This is a genomic window from Nocardia sp. NPDC052112 (assembly GCF_040680135.1).
In the GTDB taxonomy this organism is placed as follows: Bacteria; Actinomycetota; Actinomycetes; order Mycobacteriales; family Mycobacteriaceae; genus Nocardia.
Window position 1 is genome coordinate 468446 of sequence record NZ_JBFAWD010000002.1, and the last position, 20241, is coordinate 488686.

The following is a 20241-nucleotide window of genomic DNA, read 5'->3' on the forward strand; positions in this document are numbered from 1 at the left end:
CCTACGCCAAAGCGGCTGCCGCACAGTGAAGATGGTTACCGAGCCGCATCTGCAACGGGGTCGAGATGCGGCTCGGCAGCCGTCAGTACGCGTCCAGCGGCGGGCAGGAGCAGACGAGGTTGCGGTCACCGTAGGCGCCGTCGATGCGCCGTACCGCAGGCCACACCTTGCCCCGCGCCGGCTCGAGCCCCTGCGGGTACACCGCGACCTCCCGGCTGTACGGATGCTCCCACTCCCCGACCAGGCAGGCCGCGGTATGCGGCGCACCGCGCAGCGGATTGTCTTCCACCGGCCACACCCCCGCGGCGACCTGATCGATCTCGGCTCGGATCGCGGTCATCGCGTCGATGAATTCGTCCAGCTCGGCGAGGTTTTCGCTTTCGGTGGGCTCGACCATCAGCGTGCCGGCCACCGGGAAGCTCATGGTCGGCGCATGGAATCCGTAGTCCGCCAACCGCTTTGCCACATCGTCGACGGTCACACCGGTGCGCTTGGTGATCTCGCGCAGATCCAGAATGCACTCGTGCGCGACCATCGAATTCTCACCGGTGTACAGGACCGGGAAGTGCTCGTTCAACCGGCGCGCGATGTAATTGGCCGAGGCAATCGCGGTCAAGGTGGCCTTGCGCAGGCCATCCGCACCCATCATCCGGATGTAGGCCCAGGTGATCGGCAGGATCGACGCCGAACCGTACTTTGCCGCCGACACCGCGTGTGAACCTTGTTCGAGCGGATCACCGGGCAGGTACGGCGCCAGATGCGAGCGCACCGCCACCGGACCGACACCCGGACCGCCGCCGCCGTGCGGAATGCAGAAGGTCTTGTGCAGGTTCAGATGGCTGACATCACCGCCGAACCGTCCCGGACGAGCAAGACCGACCAGGGCATTCAGATTCGCACCGTCGACGTACACCTGGCCACCCGCATCGTGCACCAGGGCACACAATTCGGCGACCTCGTGCTCGTACACACCGTGCGTCGACGGGTAGGTGATCATGATGCAGGCCAACCGGTCGGCGTGGTCGGCGATCTTGGCGCGCAGATCGTCGAGGTCGACATCGCCGTTCTCCCGGCACTTCACGACCTCGACGCGCAGCCCCGCCATGGTGGCCGAGGCCGCATTGGTGCCGTGCGCACTGGACGGGATGAGGCACGTATCCCGGTGTGTGTCACCACGATCCAGGTGGTAGCGCCGAATCGCGAGCAGCCCGGCGTACTCCCCCTGACTGCCCGCATTCGGCTGCAGGCTCACCCGGTCGTATCCGGTGATGGCCGAGAGCCAGCCCTCGAGATCGGTGATCACCCGCAGCAGACCGGGCACATCCTCCACGGGCGCGTATGGATGGATCCGTGCGAACCCGGGCCAGGTGATGGCCTCCATTTCGGCGGTGGCGTTGAGCTTCATGGTGCAGGAGCCGAGCGGAATCATGCTGCGGTCCAGTGCGATGTCCTTGTCGGACAGTCTGCGCAGATAGCGCAGCATCGCGGTTTCGGTGTGGTAGCAGGTGAAGGCCGGGTGGGTGAGGAAGTCCGAGGTACGGGTCTCGATCGAACCGCCGGGCAGGCCCGCCGCACCGACCGGATCGCTGACGCCCGATGGCAGTCCGGTGCTGAAGGATTCGAGCACCGCGCTGACATGCGTCTCGGTGGTGGCCTCGTCACAGGCGATGCCGACGTGATCGGCATCCACCAGCCGCAAGTTGATCCCGCTCGACTTCGCCTTCGCGACAACGGATTCCGCGCCGCCGGGCACGCGCACCAGCAGCGTATCGAAGAAATTCTCGTGCACCACGACACCGTCGAGCCCGGCCGCGATGGCGGCGGCGCGAGCATGCACGCGGCGGGCGATCGCACGCAGCCCGTCGGCACCGTGGTAACTCGCGTACATCGCGGCCACGATGGCCAGCAGCACCTGAGCGGTACAGATGTTCGAGGTCGCCTTCTCCCGGCGAATATGCTGCTCACGGGTCTGCAGTGCGAGCCGGTAGGCCTTGTTCCCATCGGCGTCCACGGAGACACCGACCAACCGGCCGGGCAGCTGCCGCGCATGCTTGGTGTGCACCGACAGATATCCGGCATGCGGACCACCGAAGCCCATCGGCACCCCGAAACGCTGTGTGGTACCGAAACATACGTCAGCACCCTGCTCCCCCGGCGGTGTAATCAAGGTCAGCGCGAGCAGATCCGCGCCGACCGCCACCAGCGCACCACGCTCGTGCGCCGCCTCGATCACCGGCCGCCAGTCCACGATCCGGCCCGACGCACCCGGAACCTGAACCAGCACACCGAAGAACTCACCCTCGGGCAACTCGCCACCGGACAGATCCGCCGAGACGATCTCGATGCCCAGCGGCTCGGCCCTGGTGTACAGCACGGTCTTGGTCTGCGGGAACAGATCGTCATCGATGAGCAGACGTACGGACTTCGACTTGCCCGCCCGGCGCAGCAGCGTCATCGCCTCGGCGGCCGCGGTGGCCTCGTCCAGCATGGACGCATTGGCCACCTCCATCCCGGTCAGATCCGAGACCATGGTCTGGAAGTTGAGCAGCGCCTCCAGCCGCCCCTGGCTGATCTCGGGCTGGTACGGCGTGTAGGCGGTGTACCAGGCCGGATTCTCCAGCAGGCTGCGCACCAGCACCGGCGGGGTCAGCGTGTCGTAGTAGCCGAGCCCGATCATCGAGCTGGCGACGGTATCGGCGTGCGCGAGCTCGGCGAGTTCGGTGAGCACCTCGTGCTCGGTGGCCGCGGGCGGCAGCACCTCGAGGCCGGAGCCGTCCAGAATGCTCGCGGGAAGTGCCGCGGTGGCGAGCTCGTCCAGCGAACCGACGCCCACGACGTCCAGAATCCGGGCGAGTTCGTCCGAGTCGGGTCCGATATGGCGGTCGGCGAATGATCGAGTCACGGCAGCTCCAAGGTCGGGCGGGGTCGACCAACGGCGGTCGACCGGTTCCAGCCCTCCCCCTCTGTCGTGGAGCCTGAGAGATTCGGACGCCACGACCCCCTGCCTCGAATGGACAGGGCCCGGGACCCCTTTCCCCATGGGCGGGCGATCGCCGCGTTGTGCGCCGGTCACCACTTTCCAGAGACGTCGAAGCCCGTACGGTCCTTTTTGCCTGAGAGATTGACGGGGAGGTGCTGCTCCTTCGGCGCCCGAACTCTTGTGAAGTCCGAAACTCTCCCGCACGGCGGCGACGCATCGCCAGTTTATGCCGCGCGCGCAACGAATGACGTCACTGGACCCCGGATGGGCGTGTAGCGCTCATCACTCCCGCTACATACGACAAGCGCCCGCCGCGATAGCGACGGGCACTCGAGACGATTTCTAGCCGGTCTTCCGGTTCATCCGAGCCTTGCGTCGGAAGGACAGTTCGTCCTCCGGACGTTCGCTGGCACTACCGCTCACCGCCCGCTCGGCCGGGAAGTTGGCGATGGCTCCGGTCAGTTCCCGCATGGCGCCGCTGACCGCGATTCCGAAGACGCCCTGCCCACCCTGCAGTAAATCGACTACTTCCTCGGGTGAGGTGCATTCGTACACCGAGGTGCCATCGGAGAACAGCGTGATACCCGCCAGATCCTGCACACCGCGGCTGCGCAGATGGTCGACCGCGATACGGATGTTCTGCAGCGAGATGCCCGCGTCCAATAGTCGCTTCACGATCTTCAGGACCAGAATGTCCTTGAACGAATACAGCCGCTGACTGCCCGATCCGGCGGCACCTCGGATGGAGGGCACGACCAGTCCGGTCCGTGCCCAGTAGTCGAGCTGCCGGTAGGTGATCCCGGCGACCTGGCATGCGCTGGGAACGCGGTAGCCGACCAAATCGTCGGGCACCGAATCATCCGGGAACAGGCCTGGCTGTACCACATCCTGCGATTGCTCTGCCACTGACCACTCCCTTGCTTCGCCGACGCCTTGCCTCATCGATGACCCGGCTCCGTAACGACCAACGACCGGCCGTAACGGACGTGGCCCAACTATCGAGATTACTCCCCATGATTGTCTCGGGAGCCGCATCATCCGACCAAACGCGACGCGCGGTAAGACTCTCGACCTCTACTTTAGGGCCAGTAGACAATTCGCGTTTCCCACGAACTCGACCACCGCGGAACGAGTCTTACGAGCGACCCGTTCGCGACCCGTCTCGCTGCCGCGCCGAACGCGCGGCCATCGGACACAGCCGAGTCGTCGAAGCGCATGCGATGAAGTCGCGGGTCTCGACAGCGCCGCTAGCGACGCCGTGCGGGTCGCTCGAAAGGGTCGGACGCGAGGCAGCCAGGGGGCCGCGAACATGCCGTGCCGGAGGCGCGGCCAAGAATTCAGCTATCGGTGGCCTTGAAGTCGTCCGGGGAGACCGACTCCAGGAACTCCTTGAACTTCTCCACCTCGTCCTCGCGTTCGTCCGGCATGACCAGCCCCGCCTCCTCGAGCACCGGCTCCTCGGCATATATCGGGCAACCGACCCGCAAGGCGATCGCTACCGAATCCGAAGGCCGCGCCGAGATACGCAGATCGTTCTCGAAGACCAGATCCGCGTAGAAGGTGCCCTCCTGCAGATCCACGATTCGCACTTCCTTGAGGGTGTGCCCGAGGTCGGCGATCAAGATCTTGATCAGATCGTGGGTCAGCGGACGGATCGGAGTCACCCCCTCTTGTTCGAGCACGATCGCGGTCGCCTCGGCCTGCCCGATCCAGATCGGCAGATACCTGTCTCCGGACACCTCGCGGAGCAACAGCACGGGCTGGTTCTGTGGCTGCTCGACACGAATGCCGATTACGCGCATCTCACTCATCGCACTGCCTCCCAATGACTCGCCGGCCGCCCGGCATGACCGCTGCAGAGCTCGCCGTACCCACGAGTCTAAGCGAACCTCGTGGCGCGCAGCATTCCCTGTGCACAGCCGAAATCGGCGTGTTGTGCGTCTGGAACGCAAAGCGAACTTCCGATGCGCCCGCCGGAACTCAGCCGCCGAGCGAGGACCGCACCGACGCCTTCACCAGGCAGGTATGCAATGTCAGCGACAATGCCGCCAACTCCCGCACCGTCTCTTCCGCACGGGCCCGTGCGCCGGCGTCGCGGCTCTTCGCGATCGGGGCGGCGATCTGCGCCACCAGTGCGGCCTCGCGATCCGCGGCCAGCTTGAAGGCGCGCAAATGCCGTGCCTCCAGGCCGAATTCGGCCATCGCCTTGGCGGTCTTGGCCAGCGTCACCGCATCTTCGTCGAAGAAACCGGCGGCACCCGGGGTGATCAGATTGGCCCGGATCAGATCGGCGAGGAACTTCTCGTCGATCTCGGCCCGAGCAAGCAGATCTGCCCGAGTGAGCCGGATTTCGTGATCGAATCGCAGCTCGTCGGGTGAGATTTCACCGGGCACCACGCCGAGTCTGCGCGGTGCCACGGTGCGCGCGGCGCTGTGCACCGCAGGTGGTGCGGTGGGCTCGGAGTCGGGCACGGCGTGCCCAGGCTCCGGCGCACCATTGCGGCCGGAATGCGCCCTGGCGCGGGCTTCCCGCACACCGAGCGTCGCCGCACCGCTGTCGATCGCTTCGAGCTGCTCCTTGATCACCTTCAAGGGCAGGTACTGATCGCGCTGTGCGGTCAGCACGAATCTGAGCCGCTCGCAGTCCGCGATCGAGAACCTGCGATAACCCGACGGTGTGCGCTCGGGTCGGATCAGCCCCTCGGCCTCGAGGAAACGGATCTTCGAGATGGTGATATCCGGAAAGTCCGGTCGCAGCAGGTCCAGCACGGAGCCGATCGACATGCCTCCGCGAGCCCACTGCGCCGCGCCCGTCATAGCACCGAGTCTTTCATGACACAGCGTTCATTCCTGTCAACACCGTCGACACGCGAAATCCGTGCCGCTGATGTCACAGGCTGCCCGCACCCGCCGACGGTTCGTTCACCTGGGCCCGAGGTCCGGTGAGGAAAACGAGGCGGAACTTGCCGATCTGAACCTCGTCACCGTTCTGCAACTCCGAGGAGTCCACCGGCTCCCGGTTGACGTAGGTGCCGTTGAGGCTGCCCACATCGACCACCTGGAAGGAATCGTCGTCCTGCCGGAATTCGGCATGCCGACGGCTGACGGTGACGTCGTCGAGAAAGATGTCACTGTCGGGATGGCGGCCCGCCGACGTCGTCGGCTGATCCAGCAGGAACCGCGAGCCTGCATTCGGGCCTCGCTTCACGACCAAGAGGGCAGCACCGACCGGCAGACCCTCGACCCCTTGGACCGGCTGTTCGCCGGTCACCTCAGCGGAGCGCGACGCGTCGACCTCGTTCAGGAAATCCGCGCGGAAGACCGACGTCGTCTCGGCCGCGGTCTCCCCGTAACCCGGGTCTTTGTTCTCGCTCACCGTTTCTCTCCTCCTCGAACCTGATTATCCATGCAAGCAGGTGCTGCCTTCACCGCCACGACCTGGGGATCCTGGCGCTAGAACACCGGCTGCCAAGCACCGGCACATCTGTTGGCATTGACCGTACCCTGCCAGGGCGTACCCGTGCAGGTAGAACTGGGAAGGCTGGGTCAGCCCCCGATAACTCCTTGATAACCTGCCGCATCCAGCAGTCCGCCGAGCGCGGCATCCACACTCGTCTCGTCGCTCAATTCGAGCTCGAAGATCCATCCGTCCCCATAGGGATCGGTGTTCAGCGTCTCCGGCGCCGAGTCCAGAACATCGTTCACCGCAACGACTTTCGCGGCCAGCGGAGCGTAGATATCGGACACGCTCTTGGTCGATTCCACCTCGGCGATGCTGTCCGCGACGGCCACCTCCTTGTCCACCTCGGGCAACTGCACGAACACAACGTCACCGAGTTGAGACTGGGCGTAATCGGTGATGCCGACCCGAACCCGGGTCGGGCCGATCCGGCGCACCCATTCATGCTCCTCGGTGTAGCGCAGATCCTCGGGGGTCTGGGTCACAGGCCGTCCTTTCGTCGTCTACTCGACGCAACTCTAATCGCTACTCGCTGCGGTGTGGCACAGCCGGTATCGCTCGCGCGACGGCGAAAGCCTTCCAGATGTAGAGCACGCCGGTCCACACATACACCGCCGTGCCCCAGACCAGGAATGCCCCACCGAAGGCGCGGCCGAAACCTGCCAGCGCCCAATCCATCTGACCGGCCAGCAACCACGGCAGCGCCGACATCAAGGCGAAGGTGGCGGCTTTCCCCAGGTAGATGACCTCGGGCGGATCCAGTTCGCGACGTTTGTACACCGAAAGAGTCAAGGTGAGGACGGCGTCGCGGCCGATCAGGATCACCGCGACCCACCAGGGCAGCAACCCGCGGATCACGAATGCGGCCAGGGTGGTCACCAGGTACAGCCGGTCCACGAACGGGTCGAGCAGTGCGCCGAGTCGCGACGACTGGTCCAACAGCCGGGCCAGTTTGCCGTCCAGGAAGTCGGTCACACCGCTGAGCACCAGCAGCGTGAATGCCCAGCCGTCGGCCCGTACGACCAGCAGCAACCACAGGAACAGCGGCACACCGACCAGGCGCAGCACACTCAAGACATTCGGGAGGGTGAAGATGCGGTCGGCGAAGATGCCGCCCGCGGCCGGACGACCCGCATGCCCCGGGTTGCCCGCGCCGGAGCCGGCGCGCTCGCCCGGTTCCGTTCTCCCCGATTCGGTTGTCACAGCCCGTGCATACCGCACCGACCCCGGTTCACGCCATCCGGGCACGCCGGTCACGCCACTTTCGGGTACCTATCCGCTGTGGGATACACCGCACCGACCTGGGTGACAGAATGAGTGTGGAACCATCTCACACGGTTATCGCGCGGTTCAGAGAGGGAAACCATGCCAGCATTCGACTACGACGTGGTAGTGATCGGCTCTGGATTCGGCGGCAGCGTCAGTGCGCTACGCCTGACCGAGAAGGGCTACCGGGTCGGTGTGCTCGAGGCCGGACGGCGCTGGCCCGCCGAGGATATTCCGAAGACGAATTGGAATGTACGCAAATCTATCTGGGCGCCGCGGCTCGGTTTGACCGGACCGCAGCGGATCAGTGTGCTCGGCAAATGCGCGGTCTTCTCCGGCGCGGGTGTCGGCGGTGGTTCGCTGATCTACGGCAATACCCTCTACGAGCCGCTGCCGAACTTCTACACCGATAAACAATGGGCCCATATCACCGATTGGCGGGCCGAACTGGCACCGTATTACGACCAAGCCCAGCGCATGCTCGGCGTGGCGCCGAATCCGCGGATGACGCCCGCCGACGCGGTCATCAAGGAGATCGCCGATGATCTCGGCGTCGGCGATACCTTCCATCCGACCAATGTGGGCGTTTTCTTCAACGAGGCCGACCCGGGCACCGAGGTCGAGGATCCGTACTTCGGCGGCGCCGGTCCGCACCGCCGGTGTGCATTGCGCGCAATGCTTCACCGGCTGCCCCAACAATGCCAAGAACACCACCACGACGAATTACCTCTACCTGGCCGAAAAGGCCGGAGCCGAGGTGCATCCGTTGACCACCGCGACCGCGGTTCGGCCGCTGTCCGGCGGCGGATACGCGGTCGAGAGCGAACGTTCGGACCGCTGGATCCGCAAGCAGCGCGAGACTTTTACCACCGAACAGGTGGTATTCGCCGGTGCGGCGCTCGGCACGCAGAAGTTGCTGCACAAGATGCGCGACGAGGCGATACTGCCGAATCTGTCTCCGCGCTTGGGCGAGCTGACCCGCAGCAATTCCGAAGCGATCCTCAATGTGGTGAGCCGCTCGCGTCGCGATTTCGCCGAGGGCATCGCGATCACCTCCTCGATCCATCCGGAGGCCGATACCCACATCGAGGTCTGCCATTACGGCAAGGGACAGAATGCGCTGTTCCCGATGACGGTGCCGATCGTGGACGGCGGGGCGTTCCGATTCCTGCGCTTCTTGCTGGCAATCGTGTTGCACCCGTTGGTATTCCTGCGCAGTCTCAATGCCCACCATGCCTCGGAGAAGTCGGTGATCCTGCTGGTGATGCAGTCCCTGGACAATTCACTGACCTCCTACCGCAAACGCGGGCAGTTGAAGACCAAACAGGGCACCGGCGAACCTAATCCGACCTGGATTCCGCTGGCGCACGATATCGGTAGGCGGTTCGGCGCCAAAGTGAACGGCGATACCCACGGTCTGATCATGGATGTACTGAATATCCCAGCCACCGCGCATTACATCGGCGGTTGTGTGATCGGCGAGAGTCCGGAGGCTGGTGTGGTCGACCCGTATCAGCGGGTATTCGGACATCCTGGACTGCATGTCGCGGACGGTTCGGCGGTGACGGCGAACCTCGGCGTCAATCCGTCGCTGACGATCACCGCACAGGCCGAGCGCGCAATGGCCTTCTGGCCCAATAAGAACGAGGCCGATCCGCGCCCGGAATTGGGTTCGCCGTATCGGCGGATCGCCCCCGTCGCCCCCGAGCATCCAACGGTGCCCGCCTCCGCACCCGGCGCACTGCGACTGCCGATCATGCCGGTCGACCCCCCGGTGCCCGCCACCTGACCGGCCCGGGTACGGCCGGAGTCCGCCACCCACCTCACTCGACCACAACGGAGCGAGTCCGACGAACGACCCGTTCGCGACCCACCTCACGTCCAGATGGCCGAACCGCCGCGCCAGAGGCGCAAGGCTCGCCCCGTCCGGCGCGTGTACATCAGGTGCCGAACGCCCCGCCATGAGCGACCCCAACGGAGTCCTACGAGCGAGGAGTTCGCGGCCCGTCTCGCGTCCGAGCCGTCGAAGCGCATGCGCCCGCAGGCGCGAGTCTCGACGGCTCGGACGCGAGACTCGCGCCTGCGGCGCCTGCGCTTCGACGGCTCGGACGCGAGACGGGCCGCGAACGTCGCTCGTAAGACTCGCTCCGTGGTAGCTGGGTATGTCTGGTGCCGTTGCTGCCGATTGCCAGCGGATATTGCTGCGTTAGGTGGCCATCGGCGGGGTCGGTGCCTTGCCGTGCCCGTCCGAGACGGCGAAAAGTGGCTGGATTACTGTAGTGACCTGACAGAATTGTCTTCTGCCCCATCAACACGGAGGTCTTCACAGTGCCCATCGCGACTCCGGAGGTCTACGCCGAGATGCTCGGTCGGGCCAAAGCGAACTCCTTCGCCTTCCCGGCCATCAACTGCACCTCCTCGGAAACCGTCAATGCGGCCATCAAGGGCTTCGCCGACGCGGGCAGTGATGGCATCATCCAGTTCTCCACCGGCGGCGCGGAGTTCGGCTCGGGTCAGGGTGTGAAGGACATGGTCGTCGGCGCGGCCGCACTGGCCGAATTCGCGCATGTGGTCGCCGCGCGCTACGACGTGACCATCGCGTTGCACACCGACCACTGCCCCAAGGACAAGCTGGACACCTTCGTGCGGCCGCTGCTCGCCATCTCCCAGGAGCGGGTCAACGCGGGCAAGAACCCGCTGTTCCAGTCGCATATGTGGGACGGTTCGGCGATCCCGATCGACGAGAACCTGGAGATCGCCAAGGAGCTGCTCAAGGCGACCAACGCCGCCAACATCATCCTCGAGGTGGAGATCGGCGTCGTCGGCGGTGAAGAAGACGGTGTCGAGGCCGAGATCAACGAGAAGCTCTACACCTCCCCCGAGGACTTCGAGAAGACCATCGACGCGCTCGGTTCGGGCGAGAACGGCAAGTACCTGCTCGCCGCGACTTTCGGCAATGTGCACGGCGTGTACAAGCCGGGCAATGTGGTGCTCAAGCCCGAGGTGCTGGCCGAGGGACAGCGGGTCGCCGCGGCCAAGTTGGGTCTGGCGGCGGATGCGCAGCCGTTCGATTTCGTCTTCCACGGCGGTTCGGGCTCGCTGAAGTCGGAGATCGATGATTCGCTGCGCTTCGGTGTGGTGAAGATGAATGTCGACACCGACACCCAGTACGCGTTCACCCGGCCGGTCGCCGCGCATATGTTCACCAATTACGACGGTGTGCTCAAGATCGACGGCGAGGTCGGCAACAAGAAGACCTACGATCCGCGCAGCTACCTGAAGAAGGCCGAGTCGGCCATGGCGGCACGTGTCGTCGAGGCGTGCAATGATCTGAAGTCCGCGGGTCGCTCGATCAGCGCCTGACCCTTTTCGTGGTGTACGCGTCAGGGCCGGAGGCGGTAGCTTGCGTAACCACACGGTGGCGCGATCGACGCGCCCGGAGGAGGTAGCGGAGCTAACCACGGAGGGCGCCGAGAGCGTCGCACATTGGCTGCAGCGCCCGCGTACACCGCAAATGGATACAGGGGCTTTTAGTACATGAGTCTGGATGTGCGCGTGCTCGGGCCCGTGCGACTGCTGGTCGGTGGTGAACCGGTGGCGGTCGGCGGGCCCAAGCCGCGAGCCTTGCTCGCCGCGTTGACCGTCAATCGACGGCGCGCGGTGGCCTCGGCTGCGCTGGCCGATATGGTCTGGAACGAGGATCCACCCGATTCCTACGCCGCCAGCCTGCAGGTATTCGTCTCGAATATCCGTAAGGCGCTGCGTAACTCGGGTGTGGATCCGGCCATGGTGCTGCGGACCGAATCGTCCGGCTATCGACTCGAGATCGCCGAAGATGCCTGCGATCTCGGCCGCTTCGAGGCGGCCAGGGATGCTGGCGCACGTGCCGCCGAGGTCGGCGACCATGTGGGCGCGTCGCAACTGTTCGGAAATGCGTTGCGCGAGTGGAGCGGTCGTGCGTTGGCCGACCTGGCCGGATTGCAGTTCGCCGACGGTTTCGCCACCGCCATGGACGAGGAGCGGCTGCAGGCCGCCTCGGCGCGCATCGATGCCGAAATCGCCTGTGGGCGTGCGTCATCGGTGATCGGCGAGTTGGTCTCGATGACCAATGAACATCCGCTGCGCGAACCGCTGTGGGGTCAGCTGATCTCCGCGCTGTATCTATCCGGGCGGCAGGCCGATGCGCTGGACGCGTGCCGTCGGGTGCGCACGGTGCTCGCGGATGAACTCGGTATCGATCCGGGCCCGGTCCTGGTCGATCTCGAACAGCGGGTGCTGCGGCAGGAACCGCTGAACACGATGGAGCTCAAGCGCACCGAGCGGCTCGCCGCGGCGATGACCGAGACGGTTACCGAGATGCCGCGTGCGGTCCGCAGCGGTCAACTGCGCATGCCGGACGGTCGGGTCACCACAATCGCGCAGGGCGGCATGCGAATCGGCCGGATGACCGATAACGATCTGGTCCTCGACGATCCGAAGGCCAGCCGCTACCACGCGCATATCATGCCGAGCCGAGCCGGTCTGCTGATCAAGGATCTGCATTCGGCCAACGGCGTCTACGTCAACGACGAGGCGATCGAAAGCGGTGCGCTGCTCGCCGACGGCGACAATATCCGCATCGGCGCAACGATTCTGGTGTTCCAGGCCGTCCAGTAACCGCTCAATCGCAGGCGATGCCGTCCCCATCCGGATCGAGATACGACGCGTACCCACGCTGGCCTCGATAGAGCGGCAGCGCCCCGTCGGCCCGAGCCTGATCGCAATCGGTGTAATACCTCGGCGACTGCTCTTTCGGCTCTTCCGGCGGCGGCACATTCGACCCCTTCGGGCCCGGCCGATAGGTGGGCACCGGGAGCGAACTGTCCGGCCCGGCAACGAATCGGACTGTGGACGAATCGGCGGCGGCGATCGGCGACGCGATCGCGAGGCCGCCGACCACCAGACAGGCGGCACCAAGCGCGGGTACAGCGCGGCGATAGATCATTGAAGCGTTCACAATCTCCATCCTGCTCCGCTTTCCGCGCCGGCGTCAGTGTGCCTTATTCGCAGGCGATTCCGTCATTGTCGCGGTCCAGGTGGGAGGCGTATCCCGGGTCACCGCGGTGCAGCGGGGCCTTTCCGGCTCGGCGGACCTCGTCGCAGTTCTTGTAGTAGGGCGCCGGTTGGGTCTGGGGTGGTTGTGCCTGGGGCGGTGGTGATTGCGGCGGTTGCGCTTGGGGCGGCGGGTTGTACGGCACGCTCGGTTGTGGTTGTGCGGGCGCGCAGAACTGGGCGGAACCGGAGTTGCACAGCAGGTCGGTGAGCGGATCGGCGGTGGCAGTGGGTGTCGCGAATGCGATGGCGGCACAAGCGATCAGGACCGCCGAAGCGAGCAGCGACCCGGGTGCAAAGCAGGTTTCATGGGTGTCCTCTGGTCGGAGAGAACCACCGGAGGCCCTTTGCTCCCCCGGTGGACGGCCACTCACCCCGACTCGAGTTGTCGTGTCGTGGACGGTAGCAGCCGGCAGGGCCGCGGTCCGGGAAATGCAGTAGGAATTTCCTGTTAATTCTGGATATCTGTGCGGTGCGGGTGATTCGGTCGGTAAGTCGGGCGGGGCAAAGGGGGCAAAACGGGTATGGTCGGGCGCTGGTGCGTGGCATTGCGCAGAGCATCGATGCTGCGTGGTGGCCGGAGATGGGTGTCCATTGTGCGCGAGATATCGAGGGGTTGCGGATGACTCGGCGGTGGGTGGCGGTATTGGGTGCGGTTGTGTGCGCGGCCGGGGCGTTGACGTGCGCGGCGCGTCCGGCCGGGGCCGCGCCGGCCGCCGGTCCATGCGCGACGGATCCGCCCCCGACGCATGCGGGCCTGGTACCCAAGACGTTCGATGTGCCGATTCCGTATCCGGTGATCACCGCGCTGCCGCCAGCTCCGGCCGAACCCGCGCCGGTCCGGACGGAGCTGGAGTTGCCGCCGGATCCGTGCACGAATCCGTGCCCGGATCTGACCGATCTACCCGCACCGCCACCGAGTCCGGCGAGCCAACTCGGCATTCCGGAAATTCTGTTGAGCCCCAAGCCCTTCCACTTCGCGATTCCGGGCCAAAGTCCGGATCCCGGTCCGCCGCCGCCTCCGCCGCCCGTCGATCCGCCGACCGAACCCGCACCCCTGTCCGCGGTTCGGCCGACGCCGCGGATCAGCGGGGTCACCGAGGTGGCCAAGCAGACCGGCGCGCATTCGGTCAATCGCACCGACAAGCGCTGGCAGGTCGAGGGCACCGATCTCGGCATCATGTGGGAGAGCGCACCGGGTGAGATCGCGACCGCCTTCGGCGACACCGTCGGCCGCGGCTTCCACCCGCCGGGCGGGATGGGCTCGGATTGGCGCAGCAATGTGCTCGCCTTCAGCACCGATCGCGATCTCACCGACGGGATGACCTATGACCGGATGGTGACCGACGACCGCTGTCACGCGGCCGAGGTGCTCTCCAGCCGCAAGCTGGACAATATCGAGGTCACCACCATTCCGACCTCCGGATTCGCACTCGGCGTACGGCAGTACCTGAGCTACATGTCGATTCGCACCTGGAACAGCATTCCGGGCACGTTCTTCACCAATTACGGCGGAATCGCCTATTCCGATGATCACGGTCAGACCTGGACCAAGGATCCCTACGCGCGCTGGGACAACATCTTCGGACTCGCGAATTTCCAAGTGAGCGCAATGGTTCCGCAGGGCGACTACGTGTACATGTTCGGCACGCCCAATACCCGGCTGGGCTCGGTCGGACTCGCACGAGTACCGAAGGATCAGCTCCTCAACACCACCGCCTATCAGTACTGGCGGGACGGAAACTGGACTCCGGTAGGCGGGTTCGGCTCCGCGAGCCCGATCGTCGACGCGCCCGCCGGTGAGTTGTCGGTGCGCTTCGACACCTCCCGGAACGTATGGCAGATGAGCTATCTGGATACCGCGAAGGCGGCACTGGTCGTCCGCGAAGCGAATTCACCGCAGGGGATCTGGTCCGATGGCACACCGACGGTGACGGTCCGCGAATACCCGGAGCTCTACGGTGGATTCATCCACCCCTGGTCCTCGGGTTCGGACCTGTACTTCAATATTTCGACCTGGAGCGACTACAACGTATATCTCGTGCACGCGACCATCGAATGAGGTTGCTTCGCTAAGCGAACCGAACCTCGGCAATGGCCCGCCCGAAGAGTTTGCGGCCCTCCGAACTACCCGCGAGCAGAATGGTCGCGGTCCGGCTGCGCGGATCGAGCGATTTGATCTTCCCGCTGAATTCGACGGCGCTCGGCGCGGCAGCGGTCACCGGAACGAATCCGGCGAACCGCACGCTGAACTTCTCGATGGCCGTCGGATCACCGAGCCAGGAGGTCAGATAATCACCGGCCAGGCTCATGGTCAGCATGCCGTGCGCCACCACGGTCGGCAGTCCGGCCAACTGGGCCGCGCGCTCGCTGAAGTGAATCGGGTTGGGGTCGCCGGAAACTCCCGCGTAGTTGGCCAGATCGCCGCGCGTCACCTGCGCGATCTCGGTCGGGAGCTGATCGCCGGCGGATAGCCGGTCGAAGTTCGGGAGGGAGCGGACGGACGCGCTGCGCACCGCGGGCTGCCCCGGGGCCGGGGCAGCCTCGGGCAACGCGACCAGCGGGCCGCGGTCCGGGACCGTGATATCACCGACGGTGACCGGGCGCGCGTGCATCATGATGTTCTCGACGGCGGCCGCGATATTCGGATCAACCTCGACACCGCGGCGCGCCACGATGGTGGTCGAACCCGATTGCACGATCTCGCCGTGCTGGTTGGTCAGCGAGAAGGTCACCAGGATGAAGTCGTTGTCGCCGAACTGGCGGATCGAATCGATCACGATCTCGGTGCTGAGCCGGTCGCCCGCCACGATCGGGCGGGCGAGCTCGAAGACCTGGTCGGTCTGCAGGATCTGGGACAGGTCGTATTCGGTGAGCACCGAATCCAGCAGCGCCCTGGTCGCATTGATGCCGATAACCGAGGCGAAGGTCGGCGGCGCGATGATGCCGTCGTAGCCGAGCTCGCGCGCATCGAGTTCGGAGTAATGCGCGGCGTGCCGACTCTGCGTTGCGCGGGCGAACTCGCGGACTTTCTCCCGGCCGACCGAATAGTGTTCGCGCACCCGGAACCGGCTTCCGGCCAGCGTGGCTGTCTGCTCGACCGCTTCGACTTCCGGTTTTTCGATTGTCTGCTCCCTGACCATGATCCGGGCCATGCTACTGGCGAACCGGTCCCATGACCAGGTAAGTGTGACGTTCGCTACCGATTAGGGGGCGGACCTTTTGGATATGTCGGGCCGGATTCGGTGCCACCGTTCGGCTAGGGCGTCCCGGCGCTCGGCGGATCGCAGACCTTCCAGCCATCGGCGGTCTGCTCTAGATCGAAGGTCCGCGCCGAGCGTTTCGTCGGATCCGCGTCGGTGTACACGTTGGCCTGCGCGATCGCCGTCTTATCGGTGATCTTGATCGCGTCGACGCTCGCCACCACTGGAATATTCTTGCGATCCATCGACAGCTGATGCACGCTCGCGAACTGGTCCGCCGGAATGCCCTGATAGAAGTCGTGCAGCTGTCCGCAGGTGGTTCGGCGCAGCGCCGCGAGATCACCGGATTTCAGTGCCTCGGTGTAATCGCTGATGGTGGTGCGCACCTTGGCCTCCGGGGAGTTGTCGGCCCGGTTCCCGACGAGCACGACCGCGAGCCCGATCACCGCGATGAGCACGACCGCGGCCGCCCCGAGGAACAACCAGCGCTTCGAGGGCAGGGCCGGTACCTCGTCGTCCGCCGGTTGCCGAACCGGCGGTGTGTATCGCTGTGGCTGGGCCATCGCCGGCGGCGGCTGTTGCCCGGTAACCGGCTGGGCGGGGCGAGTCTGCTGGGTATCGGCAGGTGACGGGGCCGATGCGACCTGACGTGGCCGACCCGGCCCGCGCGGTGCCGACGGCGCGGTCTCCTCGACCCCCGGTCCGGTCTGCGCAGGCCCCTGCGCCCCAGCCTGTTTCGGACCGGCTGGCGGACGCGGCGTGCTCGGCGGCTTGGTGATCGGTGCGGGTCGCGCGGTCGGCGCAACAACCCGGTCGGTACCGGGCTTGGTCCCGGCATCGGTCCGCATCCGCTGTGTGGCGTCCTTGTCGACTGGCCTATCGGCCGGCTTCTGAATCGGCAATGCGACGGTCTGTTCGGCATCCAGCTTCGAGACGACCGGCATGGCGACGGTCTTGTCATCCGCACCCGCCAGATCCGGCTCATCCGGCTGCTTCGCAGCGGCAGCCGCACCCTTGCCGCCCGCCGGCTCGGCCTTCGGATCGACCCGCCGCATCACCATCGTCGCCGCATCCGCACCCGCGGCATCGTCGACTTCATCTGGTGCCCCAGACTTGGTCGCGCCCGAATCCCGCTGAATCACCACGGTTTCCGTAGCGGATCCGGCGATGGGAGCGTCACCGGGTGCCGGGGCGGTGCCTTCGGGCGTAGCTCCCGTCGCTTTCGCGGCGGATTCGGCGTTGGTCGGTGCCGCTGCCTTGTCGGCTGCCGCATCGGCCCGGCCGGCACCGGATCCTGCGTCACCCGCGGCGGCAGCTCCGCCTGCCGCAGCAGCCGCGGCGGGCTTCGCAGCACCGCCGGCGGACCCGGCGGCGGGACCGTCCCGTTTGATCACGGCGGTCGGTGCATTCGGCCCGGAGGCCGCATCGGCCGCTCCGCCCGATGTGGAACCAGCACCTGGCGTCGCCCTACCCGAAGCCGCTGCCCCCGGCACCTTCGTGGTGGCCGACTTGTCCTTGCCCGCGACGTCACCACGCGAGATCTCCGTGGTCTTTTCCGCGGAACCCCCGGACCGCGCGGAATCGGCAACCGCACCCGGTGCCGCGGCCCCGGACGTAGCCGAGGCCGTGCCGCCCGGCCTGGTTACGCCGCCGCTCGCAGATGAGGCTGAACCCGCACCTGGCTGGTCAGCACCCGGCGCGTTTGCATTGCCCGACCTGGCTGCGCCGCCCGCCGCGGTTGGGCCGCCCGGCGTCGGCGCAGACGAGGTCGCGCCAGTGTCGCGTTGCCCCGCGCCGCTCGACCTGGCGACATTGCCCGGCACGGAACCGGGCGAGGTCGCGCCGACATTCCGTTGCCCCACGCCATCCGGTCCGGTTTCGCCGCCGCCCGCAGATGAGGCTGAACCCGCACCTGGCTGGTCAGCACCCGGCGCGCTTGCATTGCCCGACCTGGCTGGGCCGCCCGGCGTGGAACCAGGTGTGGTCGCGCCGCCGTCGCGTTGTGCTGTGCCGCCCGCCTTGACTGCGCCGCCCGGCGCGGGAGTGGACGAGGTTGCGCCGCCATCCCGTCGGCCAGCGCTGCCGGGCTTCGCCGGGCCGCTCGGCGCGGGTGCCGACGGGGTTGTAGCGCTGTCGCGTTGTGCTGGGCTGCCCGACTCGGCTGGGCCGCCCGGCGTGGAACCAGGTGTGTTGGTGTTGCTGTCGCGTTGTCCTACGCTGCCCGGCTTGACTGCACCGCCCGGCGCGGGAGTGGACGAGGTTGCGCCGCCATCCCGTCGGCCAGCGCTGCCGGGCTTCGCCGGGCCGCTCGGCGTGGGAGCCGACGGGGTTGTAGCGCTGTCGCGTTGTCCTGCGCCGCCCGGTCTCGCTGCACTGCCTGACGTGGGAGCAGGCGCAGCCGCGCCTCGCGTGCTGCCCAGTTCGGCTGCACCGTCCGGCGCAGAACCGGGCGTGTTGGTGTTGCTGTCGCGTTGTCCCGCGCCGCCAGGCCTGACCGTGCTGCTCGGCGTGGGAGCGGGTGTGGTGTTGCTGTCGCGTTGTCCCGTGCCGCCCGGCCTGGCGCCGCTTGGCGTGGGAGCGGGCGAGGTTGCGCCGCTATTGCGTTGTCCTGCGTTGCCCGGCCTCGGCCTAGCTGCGCTGCTGTCGCGTGCTGTGCTGCTCGGCTCGGCCGGGTTGCCGGGGGCAGGAGCGGGCACGGCGGTGCCGCGATCTCGCTGGCCGACGCCGCTTGGAGCGGCTGCTGATGACGGGGTATCGGCCGGCGGGCTGGGGGCCGCAGGTTTGCCGAGCGCAGCGATATCTCCGGTGGATGCACTCGACCTGCCCGACTGCCCGGTTCCGGTCGACGGCCGCTTCGGCAACGGCGGTGCCGGAATCCGCTGAGTAGGCGAGGCTGCCCCGCGCGCATCCGTGACTTTTCCGGATCCCGACCCGGACGATGCCGTAGGAACCGGCCGCGTCGGTGCGTTGGCCGCGCCTTCCGAACCAGTTCCCGACGACGCACCGGATCCTGGGGACACGCTCGGCCCCGATGCGGCGGATGCCGGTCGGGGTGCGGCGGTCCCGGAGGCTGCGCCGCCCGAAGCAGCGGATCCCGAGGAGGTGCCCGGCCTCGAAGCGGTACCGGGTTGCGAAGGGGTGCCGGAGCCGGCGGGACCGGGGCGTGTGGGTGCGTTGGATCCCGACGAGCTCGGCACTGACGATGAGCGGAACGGTCGGGTCGCATCCGCTGCGCCTTCCGGCGCGCCAGCTGCGACGGGGGTGCCGGTGCCTTCGGCTGGGCCGGGGCGGGTGGGTGCGTTCGGGCCCGAGGTCGAGCTGGGACCGGATGGGGCGGGGATGCGTCGAGTCGCGGCGGCGTCGGCTCCCGAAGCGGTACCCGAGCCGTCGGCGGAACCGGGTCGCGAGGGTGCGCCCGATCCCGGTTCGGCAGGGTTGGGTGATGCGGGTGTCCGGTCCGCGGGCGCGGCTGAGCGCGGGTCAGCTTCGGCGGGGCGGCCGGGATTTCGTGCCGGGCTCTTCTCGTCGTTCGGGTCGGACACCTATAACCCCTCGCTCGGGCGGAACAGTTGAACTCGACGGCCAGCCTAGCCAGCAATGCGGTCAACTGTGACGAATCCCTGCGCTGTACTCCGCCTTGTCCGCCGCTATGGCCGCGCGTGCGCGGGCGCGGCGGGCTGGACACTGCTCAGCCAGGGGAACGCGGTGTCGGCGCGGCATCCGCGCGCGGTGCACAATGAACCGCATGACCTCGTTCGGTGACTTGCTCGGACCGCAACCGGTACTCCTGCCCGAAGACTCCGATGCGGAGGAGGCGCTGCTGAACAAAGCCGATCCGGTGCAGGTAGCGGCCGCGCATCCGGCGGCTTCGATCGCCTGGGCGCACCTCGCCGAGGCCGCGTTGGAGCGCGGCGGGGCCGAGGGCGATATCCAGGTGGTCAATCACGACATCGTCGCCGCGTACGCGTTCGCGCGCACCGGCTACCACCGCGGCCTGGACCTGTTGCGGCGCAATGGCTGGAAGGGTTTCGGGCCGGTGCCGTGGAGCCACGAACCCAATCACGGCTTCCTGCGCAGTGTCGCCGCACTGGCCAGGGCGGCCAGGGCGGTCGGCGAGACCGAGGAATACGCACGCTGCCTCGACCTGCTGGAAGACTGCGACCCACGCGCCGCGGGTGAGCTGGGCCTCGACTAAGAGTTGATTGATCCGAATTCACCGGTTGGCGTCGCCCGCGCCAGCA

General features: G+C 66.8%; 17 protein-coding genes, 1 pseudogene and 1 riboswitch. Of the genes and pseudogenes, 7 read left to right on the forward strand and 11 right to left on the reverse strand.

Translation table 11 applies throughout. The features are described 5' to 3' along the window. Positions 1-82 precede the first annotated feature (82 nt). The 7 genes from gcvP to AB0L58_RS05575 form a co-directional block, all read right to left on the reverse strand. Positions 83-2902 carry an aminomethyl-transferring glycine dehydrogenase gene (gcvP, locus tag AB0L58_RS05545; RefSeq protein ID WP_364381507.1) on the reverse strand — a complete coding sequence of 940 codons (2820 nt, stop codon included), beginning with the start codon at positions 2900-2902 and terminating at the stop codon, positions 83-85. A 188-nt stretch (positions 2903-3090) separates the two neighbouring features. Beyond that, positions 3091-3191: riboswitch (glycine riboswitch) on the reverse strand. Positions 3192-3322: 131 nt separating this feature from the next. After that, complete coding sequence (locus AB0L58_RS05550; protein WP_364381510.1) at positions 3323-3886, reverse strand: MerR family transcriptional regulator; 564 nt, start codon at positions 3884-3886, stop codon at positions 3323-3325. A 431-nt stretch (positions 3887-4317) separates the two neighbouring features. Next, positions 4318-4791: a bifunctional nuclease family protein gene (locus AB0L58_RS05555; RefSeq protein WP_063037414.1), complete on the reverse strand. Its 474-nt coding sequence runs from the start codon at positions 4789-4791 to the stop codon at positions 4318-4320. A gap of 169 nt (positions 4792-4960) precedes the next feature. Then, entirely contained in the window at positions 4961-5797 is an 837-nt protein-coding gene (locus AB0L58_RS05560) for a MerR family transcriptional regulator (protein WP_364381514.1), read from the reverse strand. A gap of 73 nt (positions 5798-5870) precedes the next feature. Then, the gene (locus tag AB0L58_RS05565; protein WP_354956478.1) at positions 5871-6356 is read right to left on the reverse strand and encodes an FHA domain-containing protein; all 486 of its coding nucleotides are present in this window, start codon (positions 6354-6356) and stop codon (positions 5871-5873) included. A 170-nt stretch (positions 6357-6526) separates the two neighbouring features. Then, positions 6527-6925, reverse strand: a complete 399-nt coding sequence (gcvH, locus tag AB0L58_RS05570; protein WP_364381519.1) for a glycine cleavage system protein GcvH — start codon at positions 6923-6925, stop codon at positions 6527-6529. A 40-nt stretch (positions 6926-6965) separates the two neighbouring features. Beyond that, positions 6966-7550: a CDP-alcohol phosphatidyltransferase family protein gene (locus AB0L58_RS05575; protein WP_364381799.1), complete on the reverse strand. Its 585-nt coding sequence runs from the start codon at positions 7548-7550 to the stop codon at positions 6966-6968. A gap of 255 nt (positions 7551-7805) precedes the next feature. Between AB0L58_RS05575 and AB0L58_RS05580 the strand changes: the two are divergent. From AB0L58_RS05580 to AB0L58_RS05590, 3 genes and pseudogenes are all read left to right on the forward strand, one after another. Then, a pseudogene (locus tag AB0L58_RS05580) lies at positions 7806-9495 on the forward strand (GMC family oxidoreductase). Positions 9496-10034: 539 nt separating this feature from the next. Then, positions 10035-11069, forward strand: a complete 1035-nt coding sequence (gene fbaA / locus AB0L58_RS05585) for a class II fructose-bisphosphate aldolase (RefSeq protein WP_364381522.1) — start codon at positions 10035-10037, stop codon at positions 11067-11069. 174 nt (positions 11070-11243) lie between these two features. Further along, positions 11244-12362, forward strand: coding sequence for a BTAD domain-containing putative transcriptional regulator (locus AB0L58_RS05590; protein ID WP_364381525.1), 1119 nt, complete (start codon positions 11244-11246; stop codon positions 12360-12362). A gap of 4 nt (positions 12363-12366) precedes the next feature. On the opposite strand, the gene AB0L58_RS05595 is transcribed toward AB0L58_RS05590, so the two are convergent. After that, positions 12367-12702 carry an excalibur calcium-binding domain-containing protein gene (locus AB0L58_RS05595; protein WP_364381528.1) on the reverse strand — a complete coding sequence of 112 codons (336 nt, stop codon included), beginning with the start codon at positions 12700-12702 and terminating at the stop codon, positions 12367-12369. 43 nt (positions 12703-12745) lie between these two features. Further along, complete coding sequence (locus AB0L58_RS05600; protein WP_364381531.1) at positions 12746-13171, reverse strand: excalibur calcium-binding domain-containing protein; 426 nt, start codon at positions 13169-13171, stop codon at positions 12746-12748. A 248-nt stretch (positions 13172-13419) separates the two neighbouring features. On the opposite strand from AB0L58_RS05600, the gene AB0L58_RS05605 reads away from it, so the two are divergent. After that, positions 13420-14859, forward strand: a complete 1440-nt coding sequence (locus tag AB0L58_RS05605; RefSeq protein WP_364381534.1) for a DUF4185 domain-containing protein — start codon at positions 13420-13422, stop codon at positions 14857-14859. A 10-nt stretch (positions 14860-14869) separates the two neighbouring features. Here the strand turns inward: AB0L58_RS05605 and AB0L58_RS05610 are convergent, their stop codons facing one another. Further along, a complete protein-coding gene (locus AB0L58_RS05610) occupies positions 14870-15940 on the reverse strand; it encodes a fused (3R)-hydroxyacyl-ACP dehydratase subunits HadA/HadB (protein ID WP_364381537.1) in 1071 nt (356 codons plus the stop codon). Between the two features lie 116 nt (positions 15941-16056). Further along, entirely contained in the window at positions 16057-17394 is a 1338-nt protein-coding gene (locus AB0L58_RS05615) for a hypothetical protein (protein WP_364381540.1), read from the reverse strand. Here AB0L58_RS05615 and AB0L58_RS05620 point away from each other — a divergent pair. From AB0L58_RS05620 to AB0L58_RS05630, 3 genes are all read left to right on the forward strand, one after another. Beyond that, a complete protein-coding gene (locus AB0L58_RS05620) occupies positions 17387-18883 on the forward strand; it encodes a hypothetical protein (protein WP_364381543.1) in 1497 nt (498 codons plus the stop codon). The genes AB0L58_RS05615 and AB0L58_RS05620 overlap by 8 nt on opposite strands. A gap of 27 nt (positions 18884-18910) precedes the next feature. Continuing rightward, entirely contained in the window at positions 18911-19573 is a 663-nt protein-coding gene (locus tag AB0L58_RS05625; protein ID WP_364381546.1) for a hypothetical protein, read from the forward strand. A 172-nt stretch (positions 19574-19745) separates the two neighbouring features. Next, entirely contained in the window at positions 19746-20195 is a 450-nt protein-coding gene (locus tag AB0L58_RS05630; RefSeq protein ID WP_364381549.1) for a DUF3151 domain-containing protein, read from the forward strand. The last annotated feature ends 46 nt before the right edge of the window (positions 20196-20241 follow it).